Here is a 22996-nt window from a genome sequence, read left to right as displayed (position 1 = left end):
GATCTGGAACGCCAACTATGTCGACAGCGTGCAGATCACCATGGCCGAGGACATCGGATTGGGCGGTCGCGCCGGCTATTACGACGGGATCGGCGCCGCGCGTGACGTCATCCAGAACCACCTGTTGCAGTTGCTCGCGCTGACCGCGATGGAGGAGCCGACCTCCTTCGAGCCGATGCAGCTCACCACGGAGAAGATCAAGGCCCTCTCGGCCACCAAACTCGTCGCGCCGCTGGAGGAGACGACCGCGCGTGGGCAGTACACCGAGGGCTGGCAGGGCAGTGAGCACGTCGTCGGCCTGCATCAGGAAGAGGGCTTCGATCCGCAGTCGCGGACCGAGACCTACGCCGCGATCACCCTGCATGTGGAGAACCGGCGGTGGGCGGGCGTGCCGTTCTATCTGCGCACCGGAAAACGCCTCGGCCGCAGGGTGACCGAGATCGCGGTGGTGTTCAAACGCGCGCCGCACCTGCCCTTCGACCAGACGATGACCGAGGAACTCGGCCAGAACGCCCTGGTCATCCGGGTGCAGCCGGACGAGGGCATCACCTTGCGCTTCGGCTCCAAGGTCCCCGGTTCCGGCATGGAAGTACGCGATGTGAACATGGACTTCAGCTACGGCGAGGCGTTCACCGAGTCCTCCCCCGAGGCCTATGAGCGACTCATCCTCGACGTCCTGCTCGGTGTGCCGTCCCTGTTCCCGGTCAACGCGGAGGTCGAATTGTCCTGGCGCATCCTCGATCCCGTGCTGGCGCACTGGGCCGCGGACGGCAAACCCGAACCCTACGAAGCCGGGACCTGGGGTCCGGTCTCGGCCGATGAGATGCTCGCGCGCAGCGGGCGGGAATGGCGGCGTCCGTGATCGTCGACATGCCCGACACCAACACCGTCGATGTCGGTAAGCGGATGGTCCAGTTGCGCGAGACCAACGGCGTGATCACCCAGGGTCGGGTGCTCACCCTGGTCGTATGCACGCTGGATTCCTCCGACGCCGAGGACGCGATCGACGCCGCCAACGACGCCAGCCGCGAACATCCCTGCCGGGTCATCGTGCTGGCCCGCGGCGACCGCGACGCCGAGACCCGTCTCGACGCCCAGATCCGCGTCGGCGGTGACGCGGGCGCCGCCGAGGTGATCGTGCTGCGCCTGCAGGGTGCGCTGGTGAATCACGAAAGCAGCGTCGTGACACCGTTTCTGCTGCCCGACACCCCGGTGGTGGCGTGGTGGCCGCGTGGCGCGCCGGAGTACCCGTCGATGGATTCGGTGGGCAAGCTGGCCAAGCGCCGCATCACCGATGCCACCTACGCTCCCGATCCGCAGGCCGCGATCAAGAAGCGTCGCTTCTCCTACGCCACCGGCGATACCGATCTGGCGTGGAGCCGCATCACCTACTGGCGGGCGCTGCTGGCCGCGGCGCTGGACGAGCCGCCGTTCGAACCGGTCACCTCGGTGACCGTGTCCGGCTTGGCTTCCGAACCCGCGCTCGATACCCTGGCCGGTTGGCTGGCCTCCCGCCTGCACTGCCCGGTGATCCGCAAGACCGGGGAATTGAAGGTGGAAATCCAGCGCGCCACCGATTCGATCGCCATCGAACGCCCACAACTGGGAAGGACGGCAACGCTGACCCGCACCGGCGAACCCGACCAGCGGATCGCGCTGGCGCGCCGGGAAACTCGCGATTGCCTCGCCGAAGAACTGCGCCGGCTCGACGCCGACGAGATCTACGCCGAGGCACTCGCCGGAATCGAGAAGGTGACCTATGAGTGAGCATGTAGACAGCCACGACGACCTCGGTGCCGAGTTCCCCGCCAACACCATCGAGATCCACGACGACGCCGAGTTTCTCGCCGACGCGGCCGCCGAGCGTTTCGTCGATGTGATCGTCACCGCCCAGGCCGAGCGCGGCCACGCGTCGGTCTCGCTCACCGGCGGCAGCGACGGCATCCGCCTGCTCGAGCGAGTCCGCCGGGCTCCCGGCGATATCGACTGGTCCACCCTCTACGTCTACTGGGGCGACGAGCGTTTCGTCCCCGCCGGCGACAAGGACCGCAACGAACTCCAGGCTCGCGAGGCGCTGCTGGACTTCGTCGCGCTGAACCCGGCCCATGTCTTCCCGATGGGCCCCTCCGACGGTCCCTACAGCACCCCCGAGGAAGCCGCGGCCGCCTACGCCCAGCTCGTGCACACCGAGCTCGACGAACGCGGCGAGTTCGACCTCACGGTCCTCGGCATGGGTCCCGAAGGCCACATCGACTCCCTGTTCCCGCACTCCCCCGCGGTGCAGGAGACAACGGATTACGTTGTCGCCGTACACAATTGCCCGAAGCCGCCGCCCACGCGGGTCACCATGACCCTGCCCGCGATCCACCGCTCCCGCCACGTGATGCTGGTGGTCAGCGGCGAAGGCAAGGCCGCCGCGGTGGCCGCCGCCGTCAACGGCGCTTCCCCCGACGACATCCCCTCGGCCGGCGCGGTCGGCATCGAGTCGACCACCTGGGTCATCGACGAGGCCGCGGCGACAGGCCTACTGCTCGACGAGGAATAAGCCGCCGCCGAAGCCCGGGCCCATTGATCGGGCCCGGGCTTCGAGTGCCCGATCAGACTCCGGAAAGCACTGTGTCGCTTCGGGATATCGGGATTTGCGGCACCTACCTGCCGCAACCCGTCGACGTGGGGCCACCCCGACAACCGCGATCGCCGCCACGCTGTCGGAAACGTGTCGTTGCCCGAGATCGCCGGGTCGTGATTCGCGGACCGTCAGCCCAAGACCGCGCGTGGATCCGGAAGGTACATACCGGCTTTGCCGCGCACGGTACTCCACAGGGCGAATCCCAGCACCGGAGTGTTCTGGGCGATCATCATCTGCCGGTTACCGAGATCGATCACGGCGGGGACCACGACGGTGCCGTAGCTCATCGCCCTATTGGTGACCGCGCCGAAGCTGGCCGGGTGCACACGATCGGATATCAGCGCGGCGACAGCGCAGGCGCCGCCTTTCACCGCGAAGGCGCTCGGGCGCCGAATCGAGCGGGCGAATTCGTCCACCTGCCGGGTGAATCCGGCGACCGTGGCGGGCGAGATCTCGCCCGCGTGACCGACACACACGGCCAATTCGATCGGATTCAGCGAACTCTTGATCACCGCGCCGACACCGATCAACGACAGCACCGGACCGATCCAATTCCGGCTCACCTGGAGCCCGCCCATAGCCATCTGGTGCGCGACCGCCGCCAGATAGGCCTGCACCGCCGCGCTCTCCGGAGGTCCAGCGGGTGGCGGAGGTTGCTGCGGCGCAGCATAATTCGCCTGCTGCGCACCGTATCCAGCAGGATGCTGCTGGTATTGCGGTTGCTGCGGCGGAAAATTCGGCTGCCCGTATGGCTGCTGCGGATACGGCGGCTGCTGCGGCGGCACCCCGAAAGGCCCCGACTGCTGCGGATATCCCCACGAACTCCCGTGCCCACCTGGCGTTGTCATAGCCCTCTTCCCCCATCCCACGTCGAACACCGGACTCTACCGACTCCCCTGACCCACCTGACGCATCGGCACCGGCTGCTCGATGACCGGGATTCGGGGCCGGTATCGAGTTCTCCCCGGATCCCGAGGGACACCGTATTAGCATCGGATTCCTGGCATGCCGACGGGTTCGGACGTCGACTCGACTGCGGGCGAGGAGTTGCGGTGGCACTGGATTCGCTTGACCTGGACGGGGCGTTTCGGGCCACGATGGCGGGTCTCGTCACGGCCGATCCCCTCGACGCCGTCGAAAGCATCGATGCCGCGTTCGGGCTGGAACTGTTCGAATCCCAGTCTGCCAGCAGACATCTCGATCTGGCGGCGCGGCGGTTGGGGGCCGCGCGGCAGGGGTTCTACAGCATCGGGTCTTCCGGACACGAGGGAAACGCGGCGGTGGCGGCCGCGCTGCGCGTCGATGATCCGGCCTTGCTGCACTATCGGTCGGGGGCGTTCTTCGTGCAGCGGTGCCGGCGGATTCACGGGGCGGATCCGATTCGGGATGTGCTGTTGGGGGTGGTCGCGGCGGCGGCCGATCCGATTTCGGGTGGGCGGCACAAGGTGTTCGGGAGTGCGGCGGCGTCGATCATTCCGCAGACCTCGACCATCGCTTCGCATCTGCCGCGCGCCGTGGGGCTGGCCTTCGCCTTGGATCGGGCGGTGAAGCAAGGGATTTCGTGTCCGTGGCCCGCTGATGCGGTGGTGGTGTGCAGTTTCGGCGACGCGTCGGCCAACCATTCGACGGCGGTCGGCGCCGTCAACGCCGCCCTGCACGCCGCCCATCAGGGGGTGCCGATGCCGCTGGTGTTCGTCTGCGAGGACAACGGGCTCGGTATCAGCGTGCCCACCGCACCCGACTGGATCGAGCGCGCCTACGGTCCGCGGCCGGGGCTCACCTACCTCGCCGCCGACGGGTGCGATCTGCCCGACGTTCTCGGTGCCGCCGAAGACGCGGTGGAGCTGGCACGCACCTGGCGGGTGCCGGTTTTCCTGCACCTGCGTACGGTCCGGCTCGGTGGACACGCCGGGTCCGATGTCGAATCCGCCTACCGTGGTCGCGCCGATATCGCCGCTGACCTAGCCCGTGATCCGCTCCTCGGGACCGCCCGCTACCTGATCGCGGCGGGTGTCGCCGACGCGGGCGAACTGCTCGCGCGCTACGAGCGCATCGGTGTCCGCGTCCGCGAGACCGCCGACGAGGTGGTTCACCAGGCTCGGCTCGATTCCGCCGAGGCCGTGATCGCGCCGCTCGCGCCGACGCACCCCGACGCGATCCGCGACGACGTCACCCGTTCGGCGACCCCTGCCCTGCCCTCGGAAACGGCCGGCGAATCATTGTCCGCCGCAAGCGCATTACCCCGCACAGCCGTGCCCCGACCGTCTGAGCCACCGACCACGGTGGCCCCTCGGATGACGCTGGCGCAGGCGATCAACCACACCCTCGGCGAACTCCTCGCGCGCGACCCCGACGTGCTGGTCTTCGGCGAGGATGTCGGTCGCAAAGGCGGCGTGTACGGCGTCACTAAGGGCCTCAGGAAGCGCTACGGCGCACGTCGTGTCTTCGATACCCTGCTCGACGAACAGTCCGTCCTCGGCACCGCGCTCGGTACCGGACTGGCCGGGTTCGTCCCGATCCCCGAGATCCAGTACCTGGCCTACGTTCACAACGCGGCCGATCAGATCCGCGGCGAAGCGGCCACCCTCCAGTTCTTCTCGAACGGGCAGTTCCGCAATCCGATGGTGGTTCGCATCGCCGGGCTCGCCTATCAACGCGGCTTCGGCGGCCACTTCCACAATGACGATTCCCTGGCGGCCCTGCGCGATATCCCCGGCGTGATCGTCGCGGTGCCCGCGCGCGCCGACGACGCGGCGGCCATGCTGCGCACCTGTGTGTCGGCGGCCCGAGTGGACGGGCGAGTGTGCGTGTTCATCGAACCGATCGCGCTGTACCACACGAAGGACCTCCATCCGGGCGACGAAGCCTGGCTGGCCGCCCCGACCACCGACCACATCCCGATCGGCGCGGCCCGCGTCTACGGCGAGGGCACCGACCTCACCATCGTCACCTTCGGCAACGGCGTCCCGATGAGTCTGCGCACCGCGAATCGCCTTGCGGCCCAGGGAATCCACACGCGAGTGCTCGATCTCCGATGGCTCAATCCCCTGCCGGCCGTCGACCTGCTCCATCACGCCGAAGCCACCGGACGCGTACTGGTCGCGGACGAGACCCGGCGCGGCGGAGGCGTCTCCGAGTCGGTCTTCGCCGCACTCGTCGACGCCGGTTACCGCGGCGCGCTCGCGCGCGTCACCAGTGCGGACAGTTTCATCCCGCTGGGACCGGCCGCGGACACAGTTCTGCTCGGAGAATCAGCGATCGACACCGCCGCCCGGCGAATCGTGTCGTCGAGCCGACCCGTCAGGCGAACTTGATCTCGAGGCCGATGCCGAGGATCGCGATGAACCAGACGAGGCCGACGAAGATGGTGATGCGGTCGAGGTTCTTCTCGACGACGGTGGAGCCGGACAGGCTCGACTGGACGCCGCCACCGAAGAGGCTGGACAAGCCGCCACCCTTGGCGCGGTGCAGCAGCACCAGCAGCACCAACAGCAAGCTGGTGATCACAAGGAGGATATCGAGGAACAGCGACATGAGGTTCATCCTAGGTGGTGCGGGACCGACTGGTCTAACCAGGCTCGACTGCGACCAGGTGGGTGACCGTCTGGCGGCCCGCGGAGTACTCGGCGACGGTCTCCTCTATCTCCCGGTCACGGGCGGTGAGGCGCACCTGGTGCTGGTGCATGTGCTCGGCCCAGGAGCGCACGACGAAGGCTTCGACGAAGCGGTCGACGGTGCCGACATCGCGGTAGAGCCGCCACTCCATCGCGCCGGTGCGCTGCCTCGATCGCCCGACCAGCGCCATCGAGTCGGTGAAGACGGCGACGTCGGCCGGTGGCACGTCGTAGCCGCGCATCACCAGAACGGGACCATCCGCGGGGTCGGGCTCGACCACGAGTTGCGGCTCGGGCCAGAACGCCGCCGGGGACAGGTCGATCTCCTCGACGTTGTGCCGGATCGGCCACCACAGGGTGCTCACGGCACAGCAAGCCAGCATCGCCGCCGCGATCAGCAGCGCCGTCACGGCGCCGTAGGCGCCGGCGACCACACCCCAGAGCAGGGAACCGATCGCCTGCCCGCCCATGAACACCAGCATGTACACCGACAGCCCGCGGGCGCGGACCCAGGCGGGCAGGAGCAACTGCATGGTCGAGTTCAGCGTCGACATCGCCAGCAGCCACGCCAACCCGGCACCCACCAGCAGCACGAGGACCAGCACCACCTGGTGGACGAGCGCGGTCGCGATCGCACCGAGACCGAACAGGACCGCCGCCAGTGCGAGTCGCTGGGTGGGGGTGAACAGCACCCGCAGTCGTGACAATCCGATCGCGCCACACACCGCGCCGATCCCGAGCGCGCCGAGCAGCAGCCCGTAGCCCGACGACGACAGTCCGAGTCGGTCGTGCGCGATCACCGGAAGCAGTGACCAGACCGCGCTGGCGGGGGCGATGAACAGGATCGCGCGGAGCAGTACCCGCTTGATCGCGGGCGCGGCGCGAATGAATCGCGTGCCCGCCTGCAAGGCCGCGAGCGGCCGCTCGCTGGGCAGCGGACTCATTCGCGTCGGCCACTTCGACACCACCAGCACCGCGACGATGCCGACGAACGACACCGTATTGAATCCGAACACCACGGTCGGCCCGGCGATCGAGACGATCACGCCCGCCACCGCGGGCCCGACGGCGCGCCCGATATTGACGCTCATACTGCCCAGCGCCGCCGCCGAGGTGATCTCCTCGCGCGGCACCAGCTCGGGCTGCACCGCCTGCCAGGCGGGTGCGGTGAGCGCCTGCCCACAGCCGAGCAGGAACAGCAGGCTGAGCAGCACCGCGGGCGTGGTGTGGCCGGTGGCGGTGAAGACGGTGAGCGTCAGCGAGGCCAGTGCCATACCGGTCTGCGCGCCGATCAGCAGCCTGCGCCTGTCGACCAGATCGGCCAGCACCCCGGACGGGATCGACAGCAACATCACCGGCAGGGCGAGCGCGGTCTGCACGAACGACACCAGCGCTGCGGCATTCGGCTGATCCACGAGGATCCACTGCGCGCCGACCGTCTGCATCCACGTGCCCAGATTCGACACGAGCTGGGCGATCCACAGCGCCCGGAAGATCGGTGAACGCAACGGCGCCCAGGTCGAGATCCGCGCCGCCGCCACTGTACCCACCGGTCGAGCATATCCCCGGCGACCGACGATCCCCGGCCCACACTCCTGCCCGGACACCGCGCCGCCGGCACCGACGGACTCCGAGACACCTGCGGAAACACTGTGGTGCAAGACAATAGAAGAACGAATGTTCGATGCGGTGTTACCTTCCGCGCGCTGTCGAGCGATCAGTACAGTGCTCGGCGTTTTCGTTCGGCGGGCCCTGTACGACACGGAGGAAAACGTATGACTGTCCCACCCGGCTACCCACAGCAGCCTTACGGCCAGCAACCGCCGCCCTACGGCCAGCAGCCCGCCGGTGGCTACCCGCCCCAGGGCGGTTACCCGCCGCCGCCTCGCAAGAAGAAGGTGTGGCCGTGGGTACTCGGTGGGGTGCTGGTGGTCCTGCTGCTGGTCGTCGGCGGCTGTGTCGCGCTCGTCGGCACCGTCGCCAATGAGATCGAGAACGAGGTGAGCCGGGAGGTCACCGTCTCCTACCAGGCCGGTGGAACCGGGACCGGCACCGTCATCCACACCGACGGCAGCATGGACGTGGTCACCGAGTCCGATGTCGCGTTGCCGTGGTCCAAGGATGTGGCGGTCACGGGGCTGGTGAAATTCGTGTCACTGAGCGTGATGTCGGGCATCGACGGCGGCACGGTCTCCTGCAAGATCACCGTCGGCGGCAAGGTGATCGCGCAGGATGAGGCCACCGGTCAGCTCGCCACCGCCAGCTGCACCGGCGACGCGGGCTAGGTCCCGCCGGATCGCGACCCGCCCCGAATACCGCCGAGCGGTATTCGGGGCAGTCCGTACCATCGGCTCCATGCGGATATCACCTCGCCCCCTGGCCGCTCTGCTCGCCCTGGTCGGTCTGGCGGCGACCGGGTGCGGATCGACCGAGAACGAACCGGCGGACGAGACTGCCTCGCCGATGGGCCATACCTATATCTCCACCGAGGTCGTCGGTGACAAGATCCCCGGCGGTGGCCCGATGACGCTGCGCTTCACCGACGGCCGGATCTCGGCGAATTCCGGCTGCAACTCCGCGGGCGGCACCGTCGACCTGAGCAACCACATCCTGCACACTTCGCCGCTGGCGGGCACCCTGATGGCGTGTCCCGGCGATCGCGGCCGCTCCGACGCCTGGCAGAGCAACTTCCTGGAGTCCGACCCCACCTGGCGCCTCGACGGTGATCGACTGACGTTGACGGGCAAGACCGTCACCATCCATCTCACCGACAAGAAGATCGTGACCCCCGACAAGCCACTGACCGGCACCGCGTGGGTGGTCACCACCATGCTCACCCCCGACGCGCAGATCCGCTCGACCACGCTCGACGAGGTGAGGCCGAATCTCGTCATCGGTGACGGCGGTACCGTCAACGGCTCGGCGGGCTGCAACCGGATCACCGGAACCGCGGGCGTCGGCCCCGGCGACGCGGTGAACTTCGCCGTCGCCACCACCAGGATGATGTGCGCGCCGGAGGTGATGGAGGTCGAGCAGAACGTGCTGCGCGCGCTGGACGGCCGAACCACCGCCACCATCGACGCCGACACCCTCACCCTGCGCAACGACAACGGCTACGGCCTCGTCCTGCGCGCGCAGTAGCGGCGCCCGCTCCGGACGAGCGAAGGGCCGGAAAACCTGGTGGTTTCCGGCCCTTCGGCGTCGAGTGCGGCGATCAGGGCAGCGGACCGCCCGCGGCGATCGCCGAGAGGGTGGCGAACTCGTCACCCTTGAGCGAAGCACCACCGACCAGCGCGCCGTCGATATCGGTCTGCCGGATCAGCTCGCCGATGTTCTTGGCGTTCACCGAGCCGCCGTAGAGCACGCGCACACCGGCGGCGACCTCCGGGGAAGCCAGTTTCTCCAGCTCACCGCGGATCGCGCCGCAGACTTCCTGGGCGTCGGCCGCCGAGGCGACCTTGCCGGTACCGATGGCCCAGACCGGCTCGTAGGCGATGACGACCTGCGAAATCTGTTCCGCCGTCAGACCTTTGAGCGAACCACGCAACTGCTCGAGGTTGTACTCGACGTGCGTGCCCGCCTCGCGGACGCCCAGACCCTCGCCGATGCAGACGATCGGGGTGATCTCGTTCTTCAGCGCCTGCTTGGTCTTGGCCAGCACGGTCGCGTCGTCCTCGAGGTGGTACTGACGACGCTCCGAGTGCCCGACTACCACGAAGGTGCAGCCCAGTTTCGCCAGCATGGACCCGCTGATCTCACCGGTGTAGGCGCCTGCGTCGTGCGCGGAGACATCCTGGGCACCGTAGGTGATCAGGAGCTTGTCGCCGTCGACGATCGACTGCACACTGCGCAGATCGGTGAACGGCGCGATCACCGTCACGTCGACCTTCGCGAAGTACTTCTCGGGCAGCGCGAAGGCCACCTTCTGCACCAGCGCGATGGCCTCGAGGTGATTGAGGTTCATCTTCCAGTTGCCCGCGATGAGCGGTTTACGTGCTGCCATCGTTCAGCCCTCCAGCACCGAAATACCGGGCAGCTCTTTGCCTTCCAGATATTCCAGGGAAGCACCGCCACCGGTGGAGATGTGCGAGAAGCCGTCATCGGGCAGGCCGAGCGCACGCACGGCGGCAGCCGAGTCGCCGCCGCCGACGACCGTGAACGCGCCCTTGGAGGTGGCGGTCACGATGGCTTCGGCGACGCCACGGGTACCCGCGGCGAACTTCTCGAACTCGAACACGCCCATCGGGCCGTTCCAGAACACCGTCTCGGCCTCGGTCAGCAGCGCGGCGAACCGCGACACCGACTCGGGACCGATGTCGAGGCCGAGCCAGCCGTCGGGGATCTCGGTCGACGCGACGGTCCTCGTCTCGGCGTCGGCCGCGAACTTGTCGGCCACCACGATGTCGACCGGCAGGTGCAGCACGTCGCCGAAGCGGTCGAGCAGGTCCTTGCAGGTGTCGATCATCTCGGCCTGCAGCAGCGAGCCACCGACCGGAAGTCCTTGCGCGGCAAGGAAGGTGAAACACATGCCGCCACCGATCACCAGGGTGTCGACCTTGGGGGCCAGCGCCTCGATCACCGCGAGCTTGTCGGAGACCTTGGAGCCACCGAGCACCACCGCGTACGGGCGGGCCGGGTCCTGGGTGAGCTTCGCCAGCACCTCGACCTCGGCCGCGACCAGCGTGCCCGCGTAATGCGGGAGCTGCTGGGCCACGTCGTAGACCGACGCCTGCTTGCGGTGCACCACGCCGAACCCGTCGGAGACGAACGCACCGTCGTCACCGACCAGCTCGACGAACGCCGCGGCCAGTTTGGCCCGGTCCGAATCGTCCTTGCTGGTCTCGCGCGGATCGAAGCGCACGTTCTCCAGCAGCAACACGTCGCCGTCGGTGAGGCCCTCCGAGCGCGAGAGCGCGTCGTAGCCCACCACGTCACCGGCCAGCTGCACATTGCGGCCCAGCAGCTCGGCCAGCTTCGCCGCCACGGGGGCGAGGGAGAACTTCGCGTCGGGCTCGCCCTTGGGGCGGCCCAGGTGCGCCATCACGACCACCTTGGCACCGGCCTCGACCAGTGCCGCGATGGTGGGCACCGAGGCGATGATGCGGCCCGGGTCGGTGATCCGGCCGTTGTCGTCGAGGGGAACGTTGAGGTCGGAGCGCACGAGCACGCCCCGGCCCTCGACGCCCTCGGTCAGCAGATCCTGCAGTGTCTGAACTGTCATCGCGGTCAGAGCGACTTGCCGACGAGATCGACCAGGTTGGCCAGGCGGTTCGAGTAGCCCCACTCGTTGTCGTACCAGGAGACGACCTTGACCTGGTTGTCGATGACCTTGGTCAGCGGTGCGTCGTAGATCGACGAGTGCGGGTCGGTGACGATGTCACTGGACACGATCGGGTCCTCGTTGTACTTGAGGATGCCCTTCATCGGGCCCTCGGCGGCGGCCTTCATCGCGGCGTTGATCTCCTCGATGGTGGCCGGCTTCGCCAGGGTGGCGGTGAGGTCGGTGACCGAGCCCGTCGGGACCGGAACGCGCAGCGCGTAGCCGTCGAGCTTGCCCTGCAGTTCGGGCAGCACCAGGCCGATGGCCTTGGCGGCACCGGTGCCGGTGGGCACGATGTTCAGGGCCGCGGCGCGGGCGCGACGCAGGTCCTTGTGCGGCGCGTCCTGCAGGTTCTGGTCCTGGGTGTAGGCGTGAATGGTGGTCATCAGACCGTTCACGATGCCGAACGAGTCGTTGAGCACCTTGGCGATCGGGCCGAGGCAGTTCGTGGTGCACGACGCGTTGGAGATGATGTTCTGGCTGCCGTCGTACTTGTCGTCGTTGACGCCCATCACGATGGTGATGTCGTCGCCGGTGGCGGGCGCGGAGATGATGACCTTCTTGGCACCGGCGGACAGGTGCCCCTTGGCCTTCTCGGCGGCGGTGAAGATGCCGGTCGACTCGACGACCACGTCGACGTTCAGGTCGGCCCACGGCAGCGCCGAGGGGCCTTCCTTGATCGCGAGCGCCTTGATGCGCTGCTCGCCGACCACGATGGTGTCGCCCTCGACCGAGACGTCCTGCGGCAGCCGACCCAGGATCGAGTCGTACTTGAGCAGGGTGGCGAGGGTGCTGATGTCGGTGAGGTCGTTGACCGCGACGATCTCGATATCGGTCTCGCCGACGGCCTTCAGCGCCTCCACCGCACGGAAGAAATTACGTCCGATACGACCGAAGCCGTTGATACCTACCCGGACAGTCACGTTATCGCTCCTCAGCTTTCAAGCGGATTCATTCCGACGGTACCCACAGTAGTAGCCGCGCCAGCCTTCACAACAGCCACCTGTGAGTTGTGAGCTCCCCGGCCTCAGGCCTGTGGAGCCCATAGAATAAAGGGCAGAGCGGTCATCTCGGACCGCTCTGCCCTAATCGTCGGATTCGCCACATCTTCGGCGTGCGGGTTGCGCCTCAGGCGTCGTCGAGCAGTTCCGCCGTGACCGCCGACTCGGTATCGGGGATGCCGAGGTCCTTGGCGCGCCGATCGGCCATCGACAGCAATCGCCGGATCCGGCCCGCGACAGCGTCTTTGGTCATCGGCGGTTCGGCCAGCTGACCGAGTTCCTCCAGCGATGCCTGCCGATGCTGTACCCGCAGCCTGCCCGCCGCGGCGAGATGCTCGGGTACATCGTCGGCGAGGATCTCGAGTGCCCGCTCCACCCTGGCCGCCGCAGCGACGGCCGCGCGCGCCGATCGACGCAGGTTCGCGTCGTCGAAGTTGGCGAGCCGGTTGGCGGTGGCCCGCACCTCACGACGCATCCGCCGTTCTTCCCAGGTGAGCCTCGTGTCCTGCGCGCCCATCCGGGTGAGCAGTGCGCCGATCGCCTCACCGTCGCGAACCACCACCCGATCCGTGCCGCGCACCTCGCGCGCCTTCGCGGTGATGCCGAGCCTGCGCGCCGCGCCGACCAGCGCCAATGCCGCCTCCGGACCGGGGCAGCTCACCTCGAGCGCGGAGGAACGACCGGGCTCGGTGAGCGAGCCGTGCGCGAGAAACGCACCGCGCCATGCCGCTTCGGCGTCCCCGATGCTGCCGCCGACCACCTGCGCGGGCAGCCCGCGCACGGGGCGGCCGCGCACATCGAGCAGTCCGGTCTGGCGCGCCAGCGCCTCGCCCTCCTTCGACACCCGCACGACGTAGCGGGAGGTCTTACGCAACCCGCCGGCACCGAGCACATGCACGTCGGAGCCGTATCCGTACAGCTCGAAAATCTCTCTGCGCAGTCGCCGGGCGATGGAACCCATGTCCACCTCGGCTTCCACGATCACCCTGCCCCCAACGATGTGCAGACCGCCCGCAAACCGCAGCAACGCCGACAGTTCCGCTTTGCGCGAGCTGACCTGCGACACCACGAGCCTGCTCAGCTCGTCCTTCACCTCGGCTGTCATCGCCACGAGACGCGCTCCTTTCCCACCGACCCCGAACGCTCATCTGGAACACTGTGCACATCGGAGGCACCGTGCCGTCTCTCGAATCGAAGCCCAGTCAGTTGCGACCGCGGCGACCGGATCAGCTGATCCAGTGCGGCGGCGAGTTTTCCGGGATGATGCCGATCCGTTCCCGGCTCGGCCACATCGCAGAACGTTACCCGTGCGCGCAACTGTTCGGCAGCTCTTGCCACATGTTCCCGTTGCCGCCCCTCGGGCACCGACGCCGAGTCGACGAGTACCTCGTCGACCGCGAAATCCGGTGCGTGCTGGGACAATACATGCAGATGACGCTCCGCGGAAAAGCCGGCCGTCTCGCCGGGCTCCGCCGCCAGATTCAGCACGAGCACTTTGCGCGCCCGCGTACCGACCAGCGCCTCGTGCAGACGCGGCACCAGGACATGCGGAATGACGCTGGTGAACCACGAACCAGGTCCGAGCACAACGACATCGGCGGCATCGATCGCCGAGGTCGCCTCGGGACTGGCAGGCGGATCGGACGGAATCAGCCGCACCCGCCGGACCTTACCCGGCGTGGTCGCCACCGCAACCTGGCCGCGCACGCGCCGACCGATCCGCGGATCCGACTCCAGGCCCGAGACTTCGGCCTCGATGTCGAGCGGAATCGGTGACATCGGCACCACCCGACCGGTGATCCGCAGCAGTCTGCCCACCTCGTCGAGCGCGGCCACCGGATCACCGAGGATGTCGGTGAGTCCGGCCAGGATCAGATTGCCCACCGAATGCCCGGCGAGCGCGCCCGTGCCGCCGAAGCGATGCTGGACCGTCGTGGTCCACACACTGTCGGCGTCGTCGGACAGCGCCGCCAGTGCCATTCGCAGATCACCCGGTGGGAGCATGCCCAGCTCGGCGCGCAGCCTGCCGGAGGATCCGCCGTCGTCGGCGACGGTGACGACGGCGGTGATCCGCTTCGTCAGCCTGCGCACCGCCGTCAAGGTCGCGTACAGCCCGTGGCCGCCGCCCAGCGCGACGACGGCTGGGTCGGCGTCGATTCCACTCATTCGCGCCCCAGATCCCGGTGGACGACGCGCACGACATCCACCGCCACGTGCCCGGTATCGGCGCCGATGCGCTCACCCAGTGCCTCGGCGATAGCGACGCTGCGATGTTTGCCGCCGGTGCACCCGACTGCCACGGTCATGTATCGCTTCCCCTCTTGGCGGTATCCGGTCGTCGTCAGGTCGACCAGGTGTTTGCCGGTCTGCAGGTAGTCCCGCGCACCCGGCCTCGACAGCACGTAGTCGCTGACCACCGACTCCTGCCCGGTGTGTTCCCGCAGTTCCGGAATCCAATGCGGGTTGGGCAGGAATCGCACGTCCAACACCATGTCGGCGTCGAGGGGAACACCGTACTTGAAGCCGAACGACTGCACGGTCAGTTGCAGTGCGGCTGGCGCGCCCGCGCCGTATGCCTCCTCCAACTTGCGGTGCAACTGGTGGATCGAGAGCTCGGTGGTGTCGATCACGAGGTCGGCGGCCCCCTTCACCGGGGCCAGCCTGGCTCGTTCGGCGGTCAGACCGGCCGAGAGCGTCCCGTCGGGGCTGTCACTCTGCAGCGGATGACGGCGGCGGGCGAACCCGAACCGCCGGATCAGCACGTCGTCGGAGGCCTCGAGGAACAGCACTCTGGTGCGGATGCCCGCGCCGCGCAACTGCTCGGTGACCCCGGAGAGCTCGCCGGTGAAGAACCGGCTGCGCACGTCCATGACCAGCGCGAGTCGCCGGATCGGCGGGTCGGCGGCGGCGCCGAGTTCGATCATCCGCCCGATCAGCTCGGGCGGTAGGTTGTCGGTCACGTACCAGCCCAGGTCCTCCAGCACGCGCGCGGCAGTGCCGCGGCCCGCGCCGGACAAGCCGGTCACGATGACCACTTCTACTGGTTGCTGTGTGTCGGTGACTGCCCCGGATTGCCCGGGTGCCGCCCCCGCATTGTTATTCGATTCGACGCGTGTCATGTCCTACCGGATCCGTTTCTGGGTGCCTTTCGATCATCCCGCACCGGTTCGGGTATCGGGCGCAGACACACAACGTACGGCACACACAATCTCGCGTCCTGCGATACCGGCCCTCGGCGGTTACGGACTGTTGAGTGCCGCGAGCACCGCTTTCGCCGTCGAGACCCCGATTCCGGGCACCGAGGTGATTTCGTCGATGGTCGCGTCCTTGATCCTGGCGACCGACCCGAAGTGGGTGACCAGGGCGGTCCGCCTCGTCTCGCCGAGGCCCGGCACCGAGTCCAGCGCCGATGCCGTCATCCGGCGCGAGCGTTTGCTGCGATGGAAGGTGATGGCGAAACGGTGGGCCTCGTCACGCACGCGTTGCAGCAGGAACAGCGCTTCGCTGTTGCGCGGCATGATCACCGGGTCGGCTTCGCCGGGCACCCACACCTCTTCGAGACGCTTGGCGAGGCCGATCACCGCGACATCGGTGATGCCGAGTTCGTCGAGGACCTCGGCGGCGGCCGCGACCTGGGGTGCGCCGCCGTCGACGACGTAGAGGTTGGGCGGGTAGGCGAAGCGGCGCGGACGGCCGGTGGTCGGATCGATGCCGGGACGTGACGCGGGTTCGTCGACCTCGTCGGGTTCGATCTCGACGGCTTGTTCACGATCGCGCGCCAGCCGGGCGAAGCGACGGCGGGTCACCTCGGCGATGCTGCCGACGTCGTCGGAGCGGCCGTCGCCCGCGGCTTCCTTGATCGCGTAGTGGCGGTAGTCGGACTTGCGGGCAAGGCCGTCTTCGAAGACCACCAGCGAGGCGACGACGTCGGTGCCCTGGACATGGCTGATATCGACGCATTCGATCCGCAGCGGGGCGCTGTCGAGTTCGAGTGCGTCCTGAATGTCTTGCAGCGCTTGTGATCTCGAGGTGAGGTCACCGGCGCGGCGGAGCTTGTGCTGAGCGAGCGCCTCGGCGGCGTTGCGCTGCACCGTCTCGGCCAGCGCCTTCTTGTCGCCGCGCTGCGGGATGCGCAGCGAGACCGCCGAGCCGCGCATCGTGCTGAGCCACTGCCCGATCTCCTCGGCGTCGGCGGGCAGTTCGGGAACCAGCACCTCCCGGGGAACCACGATGGCGACGTCACCGTTCTGGTCCGCCAGCGCGGCCTGCTCGCCGTAGAACTGGGTGAGGAACTGTTCGACCAGGGCGGCCATCTCGGTTTTCGATTCCGCGACGTCGAGCGCGTCACCGGATTTGTCGACGACCCAGCCGCGCTGGCCCCGGACGCGTCCGTCGCGGACGTGGAAGATCTGGACGGCGGCTTCGAGTTCGTCGGTGGCGAAGGCGATCACATCGGCGTCGGTGCCGGTGCCGAGCACCACGGCCTGCTTCTCGAGGGCGCGGCGCAGTGCCGCCACGTCGTCGCGCAGGCGGGCGGCGTTCTCGAAGTCGAGGTCTTCGGCGGCCTCGTGCATGCGGCGTTCGAGCGCGCGCACCATCTTGTCGGTCTTGCCGGACAGGAAGTCGCAGAAATCCTCGACGATCTGACGGTGCTCGTCGACGCTGACCCGGCCCACACACGGCGCGGAGCACTTGTCGATGTACCCGAGCAGGCACGGGCGCCCGATCTGACTGTGCCGCTTGAAGACTCCGTTGGAGCAGGTTCGCGCGGGGAATACCCGCAGCAACAGGTCAAGGGTCTCGCGGATCGCCCAGGCGTGCGCGTACGGACCGAAGTAACGCACGCCCTTCTTGCGGGCGCCCCGGTAGACGAACAGGCGCGGATACTCCTCGTCGAGGGTCACCGCGAGTACCGGGTAGGTCTTGTCGTCGCGGTATCGCACATTGAATCGCGGATCGAATTCCTTGATCCAGTTGTACTCGAGCTGCAGTGCCTCCACCTCGGTGGACACCACCGTCCACTCCACGGCGGACGCCGTGGTGACCATCTGCTTGGTCCGCGGATGCAACGAGTACACGTCGGCGAAATAGGAATTCAACCGGCTCCGCAGGCTCTTCGCCTTGCCCACATAGATGACCCGCCCGTGCACGTCCCGGAACTTGTACACACCGGGTTCGACGGGAATCGTGCCCGGCGCCGGCCGGTACGTCGCGGGATCTGCCACCCATCCAGCCTAGCGAGGGGCTCCGACAGGCCCGCGGCGACGACGGCCGCCGGTGCCGAGTGCGTGCCTGTGTAGCGTGGGGCCTCGGATGCCGCGCACGAAAGGACGACCGATGAGCTACGCCGCCGCCCTGCCGCGAACCGGTGACAACCACTACGACGACGAGGTGACCCCGCCCTGGGTCATGCCCGGCACGGTGCGTGGGGCACGCCTGATCGCGGCGGTCGCCGCCGCCGTCGGCGTGATGCTGAGCGCGATCACGGTAGCGCTCGGCGGTTCACTCGGCGCGCTGCTCGCCGGGTACCTGCCGTCCTTCGCGCTGGTCCCGCTGGTGCTGATGTTCCGGCAGGGTGGTGACCTGGTGCGCAAAGCGGCGATCGGGGTCGCGGTAGTGGCGCTTCTGGTGTCATCGACGGGCATTCTCACCGGCCTGCCGCCCGGGGTGGTCGGCATCGTCGCCAACGGGGCGGTCGCCGGACTTCTTCTTCGCCCCTCGGCCCGCACCTGGTTCGTCCGCGCGCGCTGACCGGTGCGTCGGCCGGCTCATTCGACCGCGCCGACCTCGTGTCACGGCGATGCCGAGCGGAACTACCTGGGTGGCAACAGAGTTCAGCACCGTGCCGGTGAGGCCGGGTGCGTGTCCGGCGAAAATCGGCCGGGGAAAACAGAATTGGCGTGTCCGCCATCGAGGTGTCGACGACGGGCGCGCGGCGGGCGGCCCAACGGAAAAAGCTCGAATCGTGTCGTACCGGCGGGTTACCCTGGCCTGATGACGCCAAGGCGACGGACGTGGATCGGGGCCACGACGGCCGCAGTGCTCGTGGTGGGGGTACTGGCCGGATGTTCGACAGACGAGAAAGCGGCCGCGGAGTGCACCAGCACGCCCAACGGCACGCCCGTATCCGCGGCGCCCGCCACCGGCACGGGTGCGCCGACCTCGCAGAATCTCAGCACCAATCCTGAGATCGCGTCGGGGTATCGCTCGGGTATGACGGCGGTGCGCACCAGCACCTACGCGGTCTCGACCGCCAATCCGATCGCCACCGAGGCCGCGTGCCGGGTGCTGCGGGCGGGTGGCACCGCCACCGACGCGCTGGTCACCGCGCAGGCGGTGCTGGGGCTGGTCGAACCGCAGGCCTCCGGTATCGGCGGCGGCGCGTTCCTGGTGCACTACGACGCGAAGTCGCGCACGGTCGACACCTACGACGGCCGCGAGACCGCCCCCGCCGCGGCGACCGAGAACTATCTGCGCTGGGTCAGCGACACCGACCGCACCGAACCGGCGCCGAACGCCCGGGCCAGCGGTCGATCCATCGGTGTACCCGGTGTGCTGCGCATGCTCGAACTCGCGCATGCCGAGCACGGGATGAGCGCCTGGAAGGAACTGTTCGATCCCGCGATCAGCCTGTCCGACAGCGGTTTCGAGATCAGTCCACGGCTGGCGGGCCAGATCGCCGAGTCCGCGAAAGACCTGGCCGCCGACGAGGCCGCGCGCGGCTACTTCCTCGAAGCCGATGGTTCGCCCAAGAAGTCGGGCACCGTCCTCACCAATCCGGCGCTGGCGAAGACGCTCTCGGCGATAGCGACCGACGGCGCGAAAGCCTTCTACAGCGGCGCCATCGCCCGCGACATCGTCGAGGCCGCGGGCAGTACGGCGGGTGGCCGCACCCCCAGCGCGCTGACCACTACCGACCTGGCCGACTACCAGGCCAAGAAGCGCTCGGCGCTGTGTACCGGATATCGCAAGTACGAACTGTGTGGCATGCCCGCGCCGTCCTCCGGCGGCAGCACCGTCGCCGCGACCCTGGGCATCCTCGCCAACTTCGATATCCCCGCGCTGCGCCCCCAGGAACTCGATGCCAACGGCGGGCGTCCCGACGCGCAGGCCGTGCACCTGATCTCCGAAGCGGAGCGACTGGCCTACGCCGACCGCAACAAGTACGTCGCCGACCCGGATTTCGTTCCGCTGCCCGGCAATTCAGCTCTCTCGCTCGTTCACCCGCAGTACCTGAAAGAGCGGTCGACGCTGATCGATCCGCAGCGCAGTATGGGTACCGCCGAGCCGGGCAACCTGGGACCGGTGCCCCTCGGCAACGGACCACAGCCTCCCGAGCACGGCACCAGCCACATCTCCGTCATCGACAAATACGGCAACGCCGTGGCGATGACCACGACGGTCGAATCGGCGTTCGGGTCGTTCCATCTCGTCGACGGATTCGTCCTGAACAACCAGCTCACCGACTTCGCCGCCGACCCGGTCGCGCCCGACGGGACGCCGGTCGCCAACCGTCTCCAGCCCAACAAGCGCCCGCGCAGTTCGATGGCCCCGACCTTGGTGTTCGATCGTGACGACCAGGGCGACCGTGGCGAACTGAAGCTCGTCACGGGATCACCCGGTGGCTCGGTGATCATCCAGTTCGTCGTGAAAACGCTGGTCAATGTGCTGGATTGGGGCCTCGACCCGCAGCAGGCGGTCTCCGGGGTGTCGTTCGGCGCGGGCAATACGCCGGTCACCGGCGTCGGCGGCGAGCACCCCCGCATCGACGCGTCCGACAACGGCGACCACGATCCCCTGGTCCAGAAGCTCCGGGCGATGGGCCATCAGGTGTCGGTGGCGCCGCAGTCCAGCGGACTCAGCGCTCTGCAACACAACGGCAAGGACGGCTGGATCGGCGGCGCGGATCCGCGCCGCGAGGGAGCGGTCCTCGGCGATACCCGCTGACGTGCTGACCTGTGCGTCGCCACCGGGTGGCGCACAGGCGGTCAGCGGGGCTCAGTCCTGTGGGGCGTAGCGGGCGCCGAGTTCGCGAACGCGTTCGATGGCGTCGGCGGCGTGGGTCTTGTCGTTGGACCGAATCGCGAGCATCGGGACATAGTCGTCGTCGGCCAGTTCCAGGCGGGCCCATGCCTTGCGGTCGGGGAAGCTCGCGCCGCGGATGTAGGCCCAGGGGTACACCTGCTCGCCCAGGATGTTGCGTACCCCGACACCCTGACTACCCACGCGCACGCGTGGTCGGGTGAGCATCAGTACCGCGCCCGCGCCGACCACGCCGATCAGGATCATCGCGACCTGATCGGCGACCCGGAAATTCACCCCGGTCGACCCGGTGCGCAGCAGCAACCCACCCGCGGTGAACGCGACGACGATGATGATCGCGACCACGATCGCGGTGCGGGTCGAGCGCCGGGGGCGCACCTCGAACTCCCAGGCCGCCTCGGGTTCAGGGGCACCGCGACGCCAGGTCCGCACCACCGGCACGCTCACACCGATCGCAGCGCGCGCAAGGTGAGCGCGGCGTCGAGCGCGGCGGCGCAGGCCTGTTCGCCCTTGTCCTCCGCAGAACCGGGCAGCCCGGCCCGATCGCGCGCCTGCTCCTCGTCGTTCGTGGTGAGCACGCCGTTGGTGACCGGGGTGGCCGCATCGAGCGAGACCCGGGTCAGCCCGGCCGTCACCGCGTCACACACGTACTCGAAATGCGGTGTGCCACCACGGATCACCACGCCCAGCGCCACCACGGCATCGTGTGTGCGCGCGAGCTCCTGCGCGACCACCGGCAGCTCCATCGCACCGGCGCAACGCACCACGGTCACATGCTCGACGCCGGATTCCTTGGCCACCCGCTCGGCATTCGCCACGAGGGTGTCGCAGATCTCGGTGTGCCAGCGCGAGGCGACGATCCCGAGTTTGACGTCCTTGGCCTGTGCCAGGGCGAAGCTCGGAACACCGGTGCCGCTCATCGTTGCCGCCTTTCGTCAGAAGTGATCACTGCGCGGTTTCGCCGAGATCGAGATCGTCGAGGCCGACCAGGTCGTGCCCCATCCGATCCCGCTTGGTGCGCAGGTAGTGCAGGTTCTCTGCATTGGCGCGCAAGGGCATCGGCACGCGCTCGGTGATCGCGAGGCCGTAGCCGTCGAGGCCGACGCGCTTGGCCGGATTGTTGGTGAGCAGACGCATCGAGCGGATGCCGAGATCGACCAGGATCTGAGCCCCGGTGCCGTAGTCACGGGCGTCGGCGGGCAGGCCGAGGTCGAGGTTGGCGTCCACGGTGTCGCGCCCGGTGTCCTGTAACTGGTAGGCCTGCAGCTTGTGCATCAGCCCGATGCCACGGCCCTCGTGCCCGCGCATGTAGAGGACCACGCCACGGCCCTCCTGGTCGACCATCTCGAGTGCCGCGTCCAGCTGCGGACCGCAATCGCAGCGCAGCGAGCCGAAGACGTCACCGGTCAGGCATTCCGAGTGCACGCGCACCAGCACATCCTCGCCGTCGGCGATGTCGCCACGCACCAGCGCCACGTGCTCGGCATCGTCGAAGATGCTCTGATAGCCCACCGCCTTGAAATCGCCGTGCGCGGTCGGAATGCGGGCCTCGGCCACACGCACGACATGCTTCTCGTGCTTGCGGCGCCAGGCGATCATGTCGGCGATCGAGATCATCGCCAGGTTGTGCTCATCGGCGAACACGCGCAACTCGTCGGTGCGTGCCATGTGCCCATCGTCCTTCTGGCTGACGATCTCGCAGATCACGCCGGCGGGCTGCAACCCGGCCATCCGGGCCAGATCGACCGCGGCCTCGGTGTGCCCGGGCCTGCGCAGCACGCCGCCGTCCTTGGCGCGCAGCGGCACCACATGGCCGGGGCGGGTGAAGTCGTCGGCCTTGGCCTGCGCGCTGGCCAGCAGGCGCATGGTGACGGCCCGGTCGGCACCGGAGATGCCGGTGGTGATGCCCTCGCGAGCGTCCACCGAGACGGTGTAGGCAGTGCCGTGCTTGTCCTGGTTCATCGCGTACGCGGGTGGCAGGCCGAGCCGGTCGCAGTCGTCGGCGGTCAACGGCACGCAGATGTAGCCGGAGGTGTAGCGGATCATGAACGCGACCAGCTCCGGAGTGGCCTTCTCGGCCGCGAAGATGAGATCGCCTTCGTTCTCCCGGTCCTCGTCGTCGATGACGACCACAGCCTTGCCGGCCGCGATATCGGCGACCGCGCGTTCGATGCTGTCCAACCTGGTCACGTCTGCTTGCTCCATAATTTTGGCGGCTGACGCCGCGGGTTTCTCGGCCCGGGGGCCTCGATCTTCCCTCCCGGCGGGCACTCCTTCGCCGCGCCCGCTGGTCGGTCCAGATCGGGTCGGCCGAGAAACTGCCGTGGGGATGGCAATGACACTTACATTACGGCGTGGTCCGGGGACGTTCGGTCAGGCCCGGTGCCGA

The 22996-nt window shown here is 68.3% G+C and carries 21 protein-coding genes; 8 read left to right on the top strand and 13 right to left on the bottom strand.

Translation table 11 applies throughout. The features are described 5' to 3' along the window. From NA12_RS18585 to pgl, 3 genes are all read left to right on the top strand, one after another. A partial coding sequence (locus NA12_RS18585) for a glucose-6-phosphate dehydrogenase (RefSeq protein ID WP_169810416.1) occupies positions 1-862 on the top strand: 862 nt, incomplete at its 5' end. Beyond that, positions 859-1767, top strand: coding sequence for a glucose-6-phosphate dehydrogenase assembly protein OpcA (gene opcA, locus NA12_RS18580; RefSeq protein ID WP_174551105.1), 909 nt, complete (start codon positions 859-861; stop codon positions 1765-1767). The genes NA12_RS18585 and opcA, both read left to right, overlap by 4 nt. Further along, positions 1760-2545, top strand: a complete 786-nt coding sequence (gene pgl, locus NA12_RS18575) for a 6-phosphogluconolactonase (RefSeq protein WP_067452450.1) — start codon at positions 1760-1762, stop codon at positions 2543-2545. Before opcA ends, pgl begins: the two co-directional genes overlap by 8 nt. A 212-nt stretch (positions 2546-2757) precedes the next feature. On the opposite strand, the gene NA12_RS18570 is transcribed toward pgl, so the two are convergent. Then, positions 2758-3246, bottom strand: a complete 489-nt coding sequence (locus NA12_RS18570) for a hypothetical protein (protein ID WP_067452448.1) — start codon at positions 3244-3246, stop codon at positions 2758-2760. Positions 3247-3726: 480 nt separating this feature from the next. On the opposite strand from NA12_RS18570, the gene NA12_RS18565 reads away from it, so the two are divergent. After that, entirely contained in the window at positions 3727-5943 is a 2217-nt protein-coding gene (locus tag NA12_RS18565; RefSeq protein WP_132370101.1) for a thiamine pyrophosphate-dependent enzyme, read from the top strand. Here NA12_RS18565 and secG read toward each other — a convergent pair. After that, entirely contained in the window at positions 5930-6163 is a 234-nt protein-coding gene (gene secG, locus NA12_RS18560; protein ID WP_067452533.1) for a preprotein translocase subunit SecG, read from the bottom strand. The genes NA12_RS18565 and secG overlap by 14 nt on opposite strands. A 34-nt stretch (positions 6164-6197) precedes the next feature. Beyond that, complete coding sequence (locus NA12_RS18555) at positions 6198-7793, bottom strand: MFS transporter (RefSeq protein ID WP_067452445.1); 1596 nt, start codon at positions 7791-7793, stop codon at positions 6198-6200. A 225-nt stretch (positions 7794-8018) separates the two neighbouring features. On the opposite strand from NA12_RS18555, the gene NA12_RS18550 reads away from it, so the two are divergent. After that, complete coding sequence (locus NA12_RS18550) at positions 8019-8528, top strand: MmpS family transport accessory protein (RefSeq protein ID WP_067452442.1); 510 nt, start codon at positions 8019-8021, stop codon at positions 8526-8528. Positions 8529-8598: 70 nt separating this feature from the next. Beyond that, positions 8599-9384 carry an META domain-containing protein gene (locus NA12_RS18545; protein WP_067452439.1) on the top strand — a complete coding sequence of 262 codons (786 nt, stop codon included), beginning with the start codon at positions 8599-8601 and terminating at the stop codon, positions 9382-9384. Positions 9385-9457: 73 nt separating this feature from the next. Here the strand turns inward: NA12_RS18545 and tpiA are convergent, their stop codons facing one another. The 7 genes from tpiA to uvrC form a co-directional block, all read right to left on the bottom strand. After that, positions 9458-10246 carry a triose-phosphate isomerase gene (tpiA, locus tag NA12_RS18540; protein ID WP_067452436.1) on the bottom strand — a complete coding sequence of 263 codons (789 nt, stop codon included), beginning with the start codon at positions 10244-10246 and terminating at the stop codon, positions 9458-9460. A gap of 3 nt (positions 10247-10249) precedes the next feature. Beyond that, complete coding sequence (locus NA12_RS18535) at positions 10250-11464, bottom strand: phosphoglycerate kinase (RefSeq protein ID WP_067452433.1); 1215 nt, start codon at positions 11462-11464, stop codon at positions 10250-10252. 5 nt (positions 11465-11469) lie between these two features. Further along, positions 11470-12486 (bottom strand): type I glyceraldehyde-3-phosphate dehydrogenase, encoded by a 1017-nt coding sequence (gene gap / locus NA12_RS18530; RefSeq protein ID WP_067452430.1) that lies wholly within the window; start codon positions 12484-12486, stop codon positions 11470-11472. Positions 12487-12691: 205 nt separating this feature from the next. Next, the gene (whiA, locus tag NA12_RS18525) at positions 12692-13675 is read right to left on the bottom strand and encodes a DNA-binding protein WhiA (RefSeq protein WP_056810477.1); all 984 of its coding nucleotides are present in this window, start codon (positions 13673-13675) and stop codon (positions 12692-12694) included. After that, the gene (locus NA12_RS18520) at positions 13666-14730 is read right to left on the bottom strand and encodes a gluconeogenesis factor YvcK family protein (RefSeq protein WP_067452427.1); all 1065 of its coding nucleotides are present in this window, start codon (positions 14728-14730) and stop codon (positions 13666-13668) included. The genes whiA and NA12_RS18520 overlap by 10 nt, the downstream gene beginning before the upstream one ends. Next, the gene (gene rapZ / locus NA12_RS18515; protein WP_067452424.1) at positions 14727-15683 is read right to left on the bottom strand and encodes an RNase adapter RapZ; all 957 of its coding nucleotides are present in this window, start codon (positions 15681-15683) and stop codon (positions 14727-14729) included. Before rapZ ends, NA12_RS18520 begins: the two co-directional genes overlap by 4 nt. A 120-nt stretch (positions 15684-15803) precedes the next feature. After that, positions 15804-17789 carry an excinuclease ABC subunit UvrC gene (gene uvrC, locus NA12_RS18510; protein WP_067452421.1) on the bottom strand — a complete coding sequence of 662 codons (1986 nt, stop codon included), beginning with the start codon at positions 17787-17789 and terminating at the stop codon, positions 15804-15806. 112 nt (positions 17790-17901) lie between these two features. On the opposite strand from uvrC, the gene NA12_RS18505 reads away from it, so the two are divergent. Together NA12_RS18505 and ggt are read left to right on the top strand one after the other, a co-directional pair. After that, a complete protein-coding gene (locus NA12_RS18505) occupies positions 17902-18315 on the top strand; it encodes a hypothetical protein (RefSeq protein WP_067452417.1) in 414 nt (137 codons plus the stop codon). A gap of 243 nt (positions 18316-18558) precedes the next feature. After that, positions 18559-20511 carry a gamma-glutamyltransferase gene (ggt, locus tag NA12_RS18500; protein ID WP_067452414.1) on the top strand — a complete coding sequence of 651 codons (1953 nt, stop codon included), beginning with the start codon at positions 18559-18561 and terminating at the stop codon, positions 20509-20511. Positions 20512-20562: 51 nt separating this feature from the next. On the opposite strand, the gene NA12_RS18495 is transcribed toward ggt, so the two are convergent. The 3 genes from NA12_RS18495 to NA12_RS18485 are packed head-to-tail and all read right to left on the bottom strand — an operon-like array spanning position 20563 to position 22797. Next, a complete protein-coding gene (locus NA12_RS18495) occupies positions 20563-21048 on the bottom strand; it encodes a PH domain-containing protein (protein WP_165914830.1) in 486 nt (161 codons plus the stop codon). Positions 21049-21050: 2 nt separating this feature from the next. Then, complete coding sequence (ribH, locus tag NA12_RS18490; RefSeq protein ID WP_067452411.1) at positions 21051-21527, bottom strand: 6,7-dimethyl-8-ribityllumazine synthase; 477 nt, start codon at positions 21525-21527, stop codon at positions 21051-21053. Between the two features lie 25 nt (positions 21528-21552). Next, positions 21553-22797 carry a bifunctional 3,4-dihydroxy-2-butanone-4-phosphate synthase/GTP cyclohydrolase II gene (locus NA12_RS18485; protein WP_067452527.1) on the bottom strand — a complete coding sequence of 415 codons (1245 nt, stop codon included), beginning with the start codon at positions 22795-22797 and terminating at the stop codon, positions 21553-21555. Between the last annotated feature and the right edge of the window lie 199 nt (positions 22798-22996).

Origin of the sequence: Nocardia alba NBRC 108234, from assembly GCF_001612665.1 — a bacterium.
Lineage (GTDB): Bacteria > Actinomycetota > Actinomycetes > Mycobacteriales > Mycobacteriaceae > Nocardia > Nocardia alba.
The sequence above is the reverse complement of the archived record's forward strand: the minus strand, read 5'-3'. Positions and strand labels throughout refer to the sequence as shown.

Coding starts and splice junctions, on each gene's coding strand:
- pgl (WP_067452450.1), top strand. CDS start 1,760: ATGAGTGAGCATGTAGACAGCCACGACGACCTCGGTGCCGAGTTCCCC.
- NA12_RS18565 (WP_132370101.1), top strand. CDS start 3,727: ATGGCGGGTCTCGTCACGGCCGATCCCCTCGACGCCGTCGAAAGCATC.
- secG (WP_067452533.1), bottom strand. CDS start 6,163: ATGTCGCTGTTCCTCGATATCCTCCTTGTGATCACCAGCTTGCTGTTG.
- NA12_RS18550 (WP_067452442.1), top strand. CDS start 8,019: ATGACTGTCCCACCCGGCTACCCACAGCAGCCTTACGGCCAGCAACCG.
- NA12_RS18545 (WP_067452439.1), top strand. CDS start 8,599: ATGCGGATATCACCTCGCCCCCTGGCCGCTCTGCTCGCCCTGGTCGGT.
- tpiA (WP_067452436.1), bottom strand. CDS start 10,246: ATGGCAGCACGTAAACCGCTCATCGCGGGCAACTGGAAGATGAACCTC.
- NA12_RS18535 (WP_067452433.1), bottom strand. CDS start 11,464: ATGACAGTTCAGACACTGCAGGATCTGCTGACCGAGGGCGTCGAGGGC.
- NA12_RS18520 (WP_067452427.1), bottom strand. CDS start 14,730: ATGAGTGGAATCGACGCCGACCCAGCCGTCGTCGCGCTGGGCGGCGGC.
- rapZ (WP_067452424.1), bottom strand. CDS start 15,683: ATGACACGCGTCGAATCGAATAACAATGCGGGGGCGGCACCCGGGCAA.
- NA12_RS18505 (WP_067452417.1), top strand. CDS start 17,902: ATGAGCTACGCCGCCGCCCTGCCGCGAACCGGTGACAACCACTACGAC.
- ggt (WP_067452414.1), top strand. CDS start 18,559: ATGACGCCAAGGCGACGGACGTGGATCGGGGCCACGACGGCCGCAGTG.
- ribH (WP_067452411.1), bottom strand. CDS start 21,527: ATGAGCGGCACCGGTGTTCCGAGCTTCGCCCTGGCACAGGCCAAGGAC.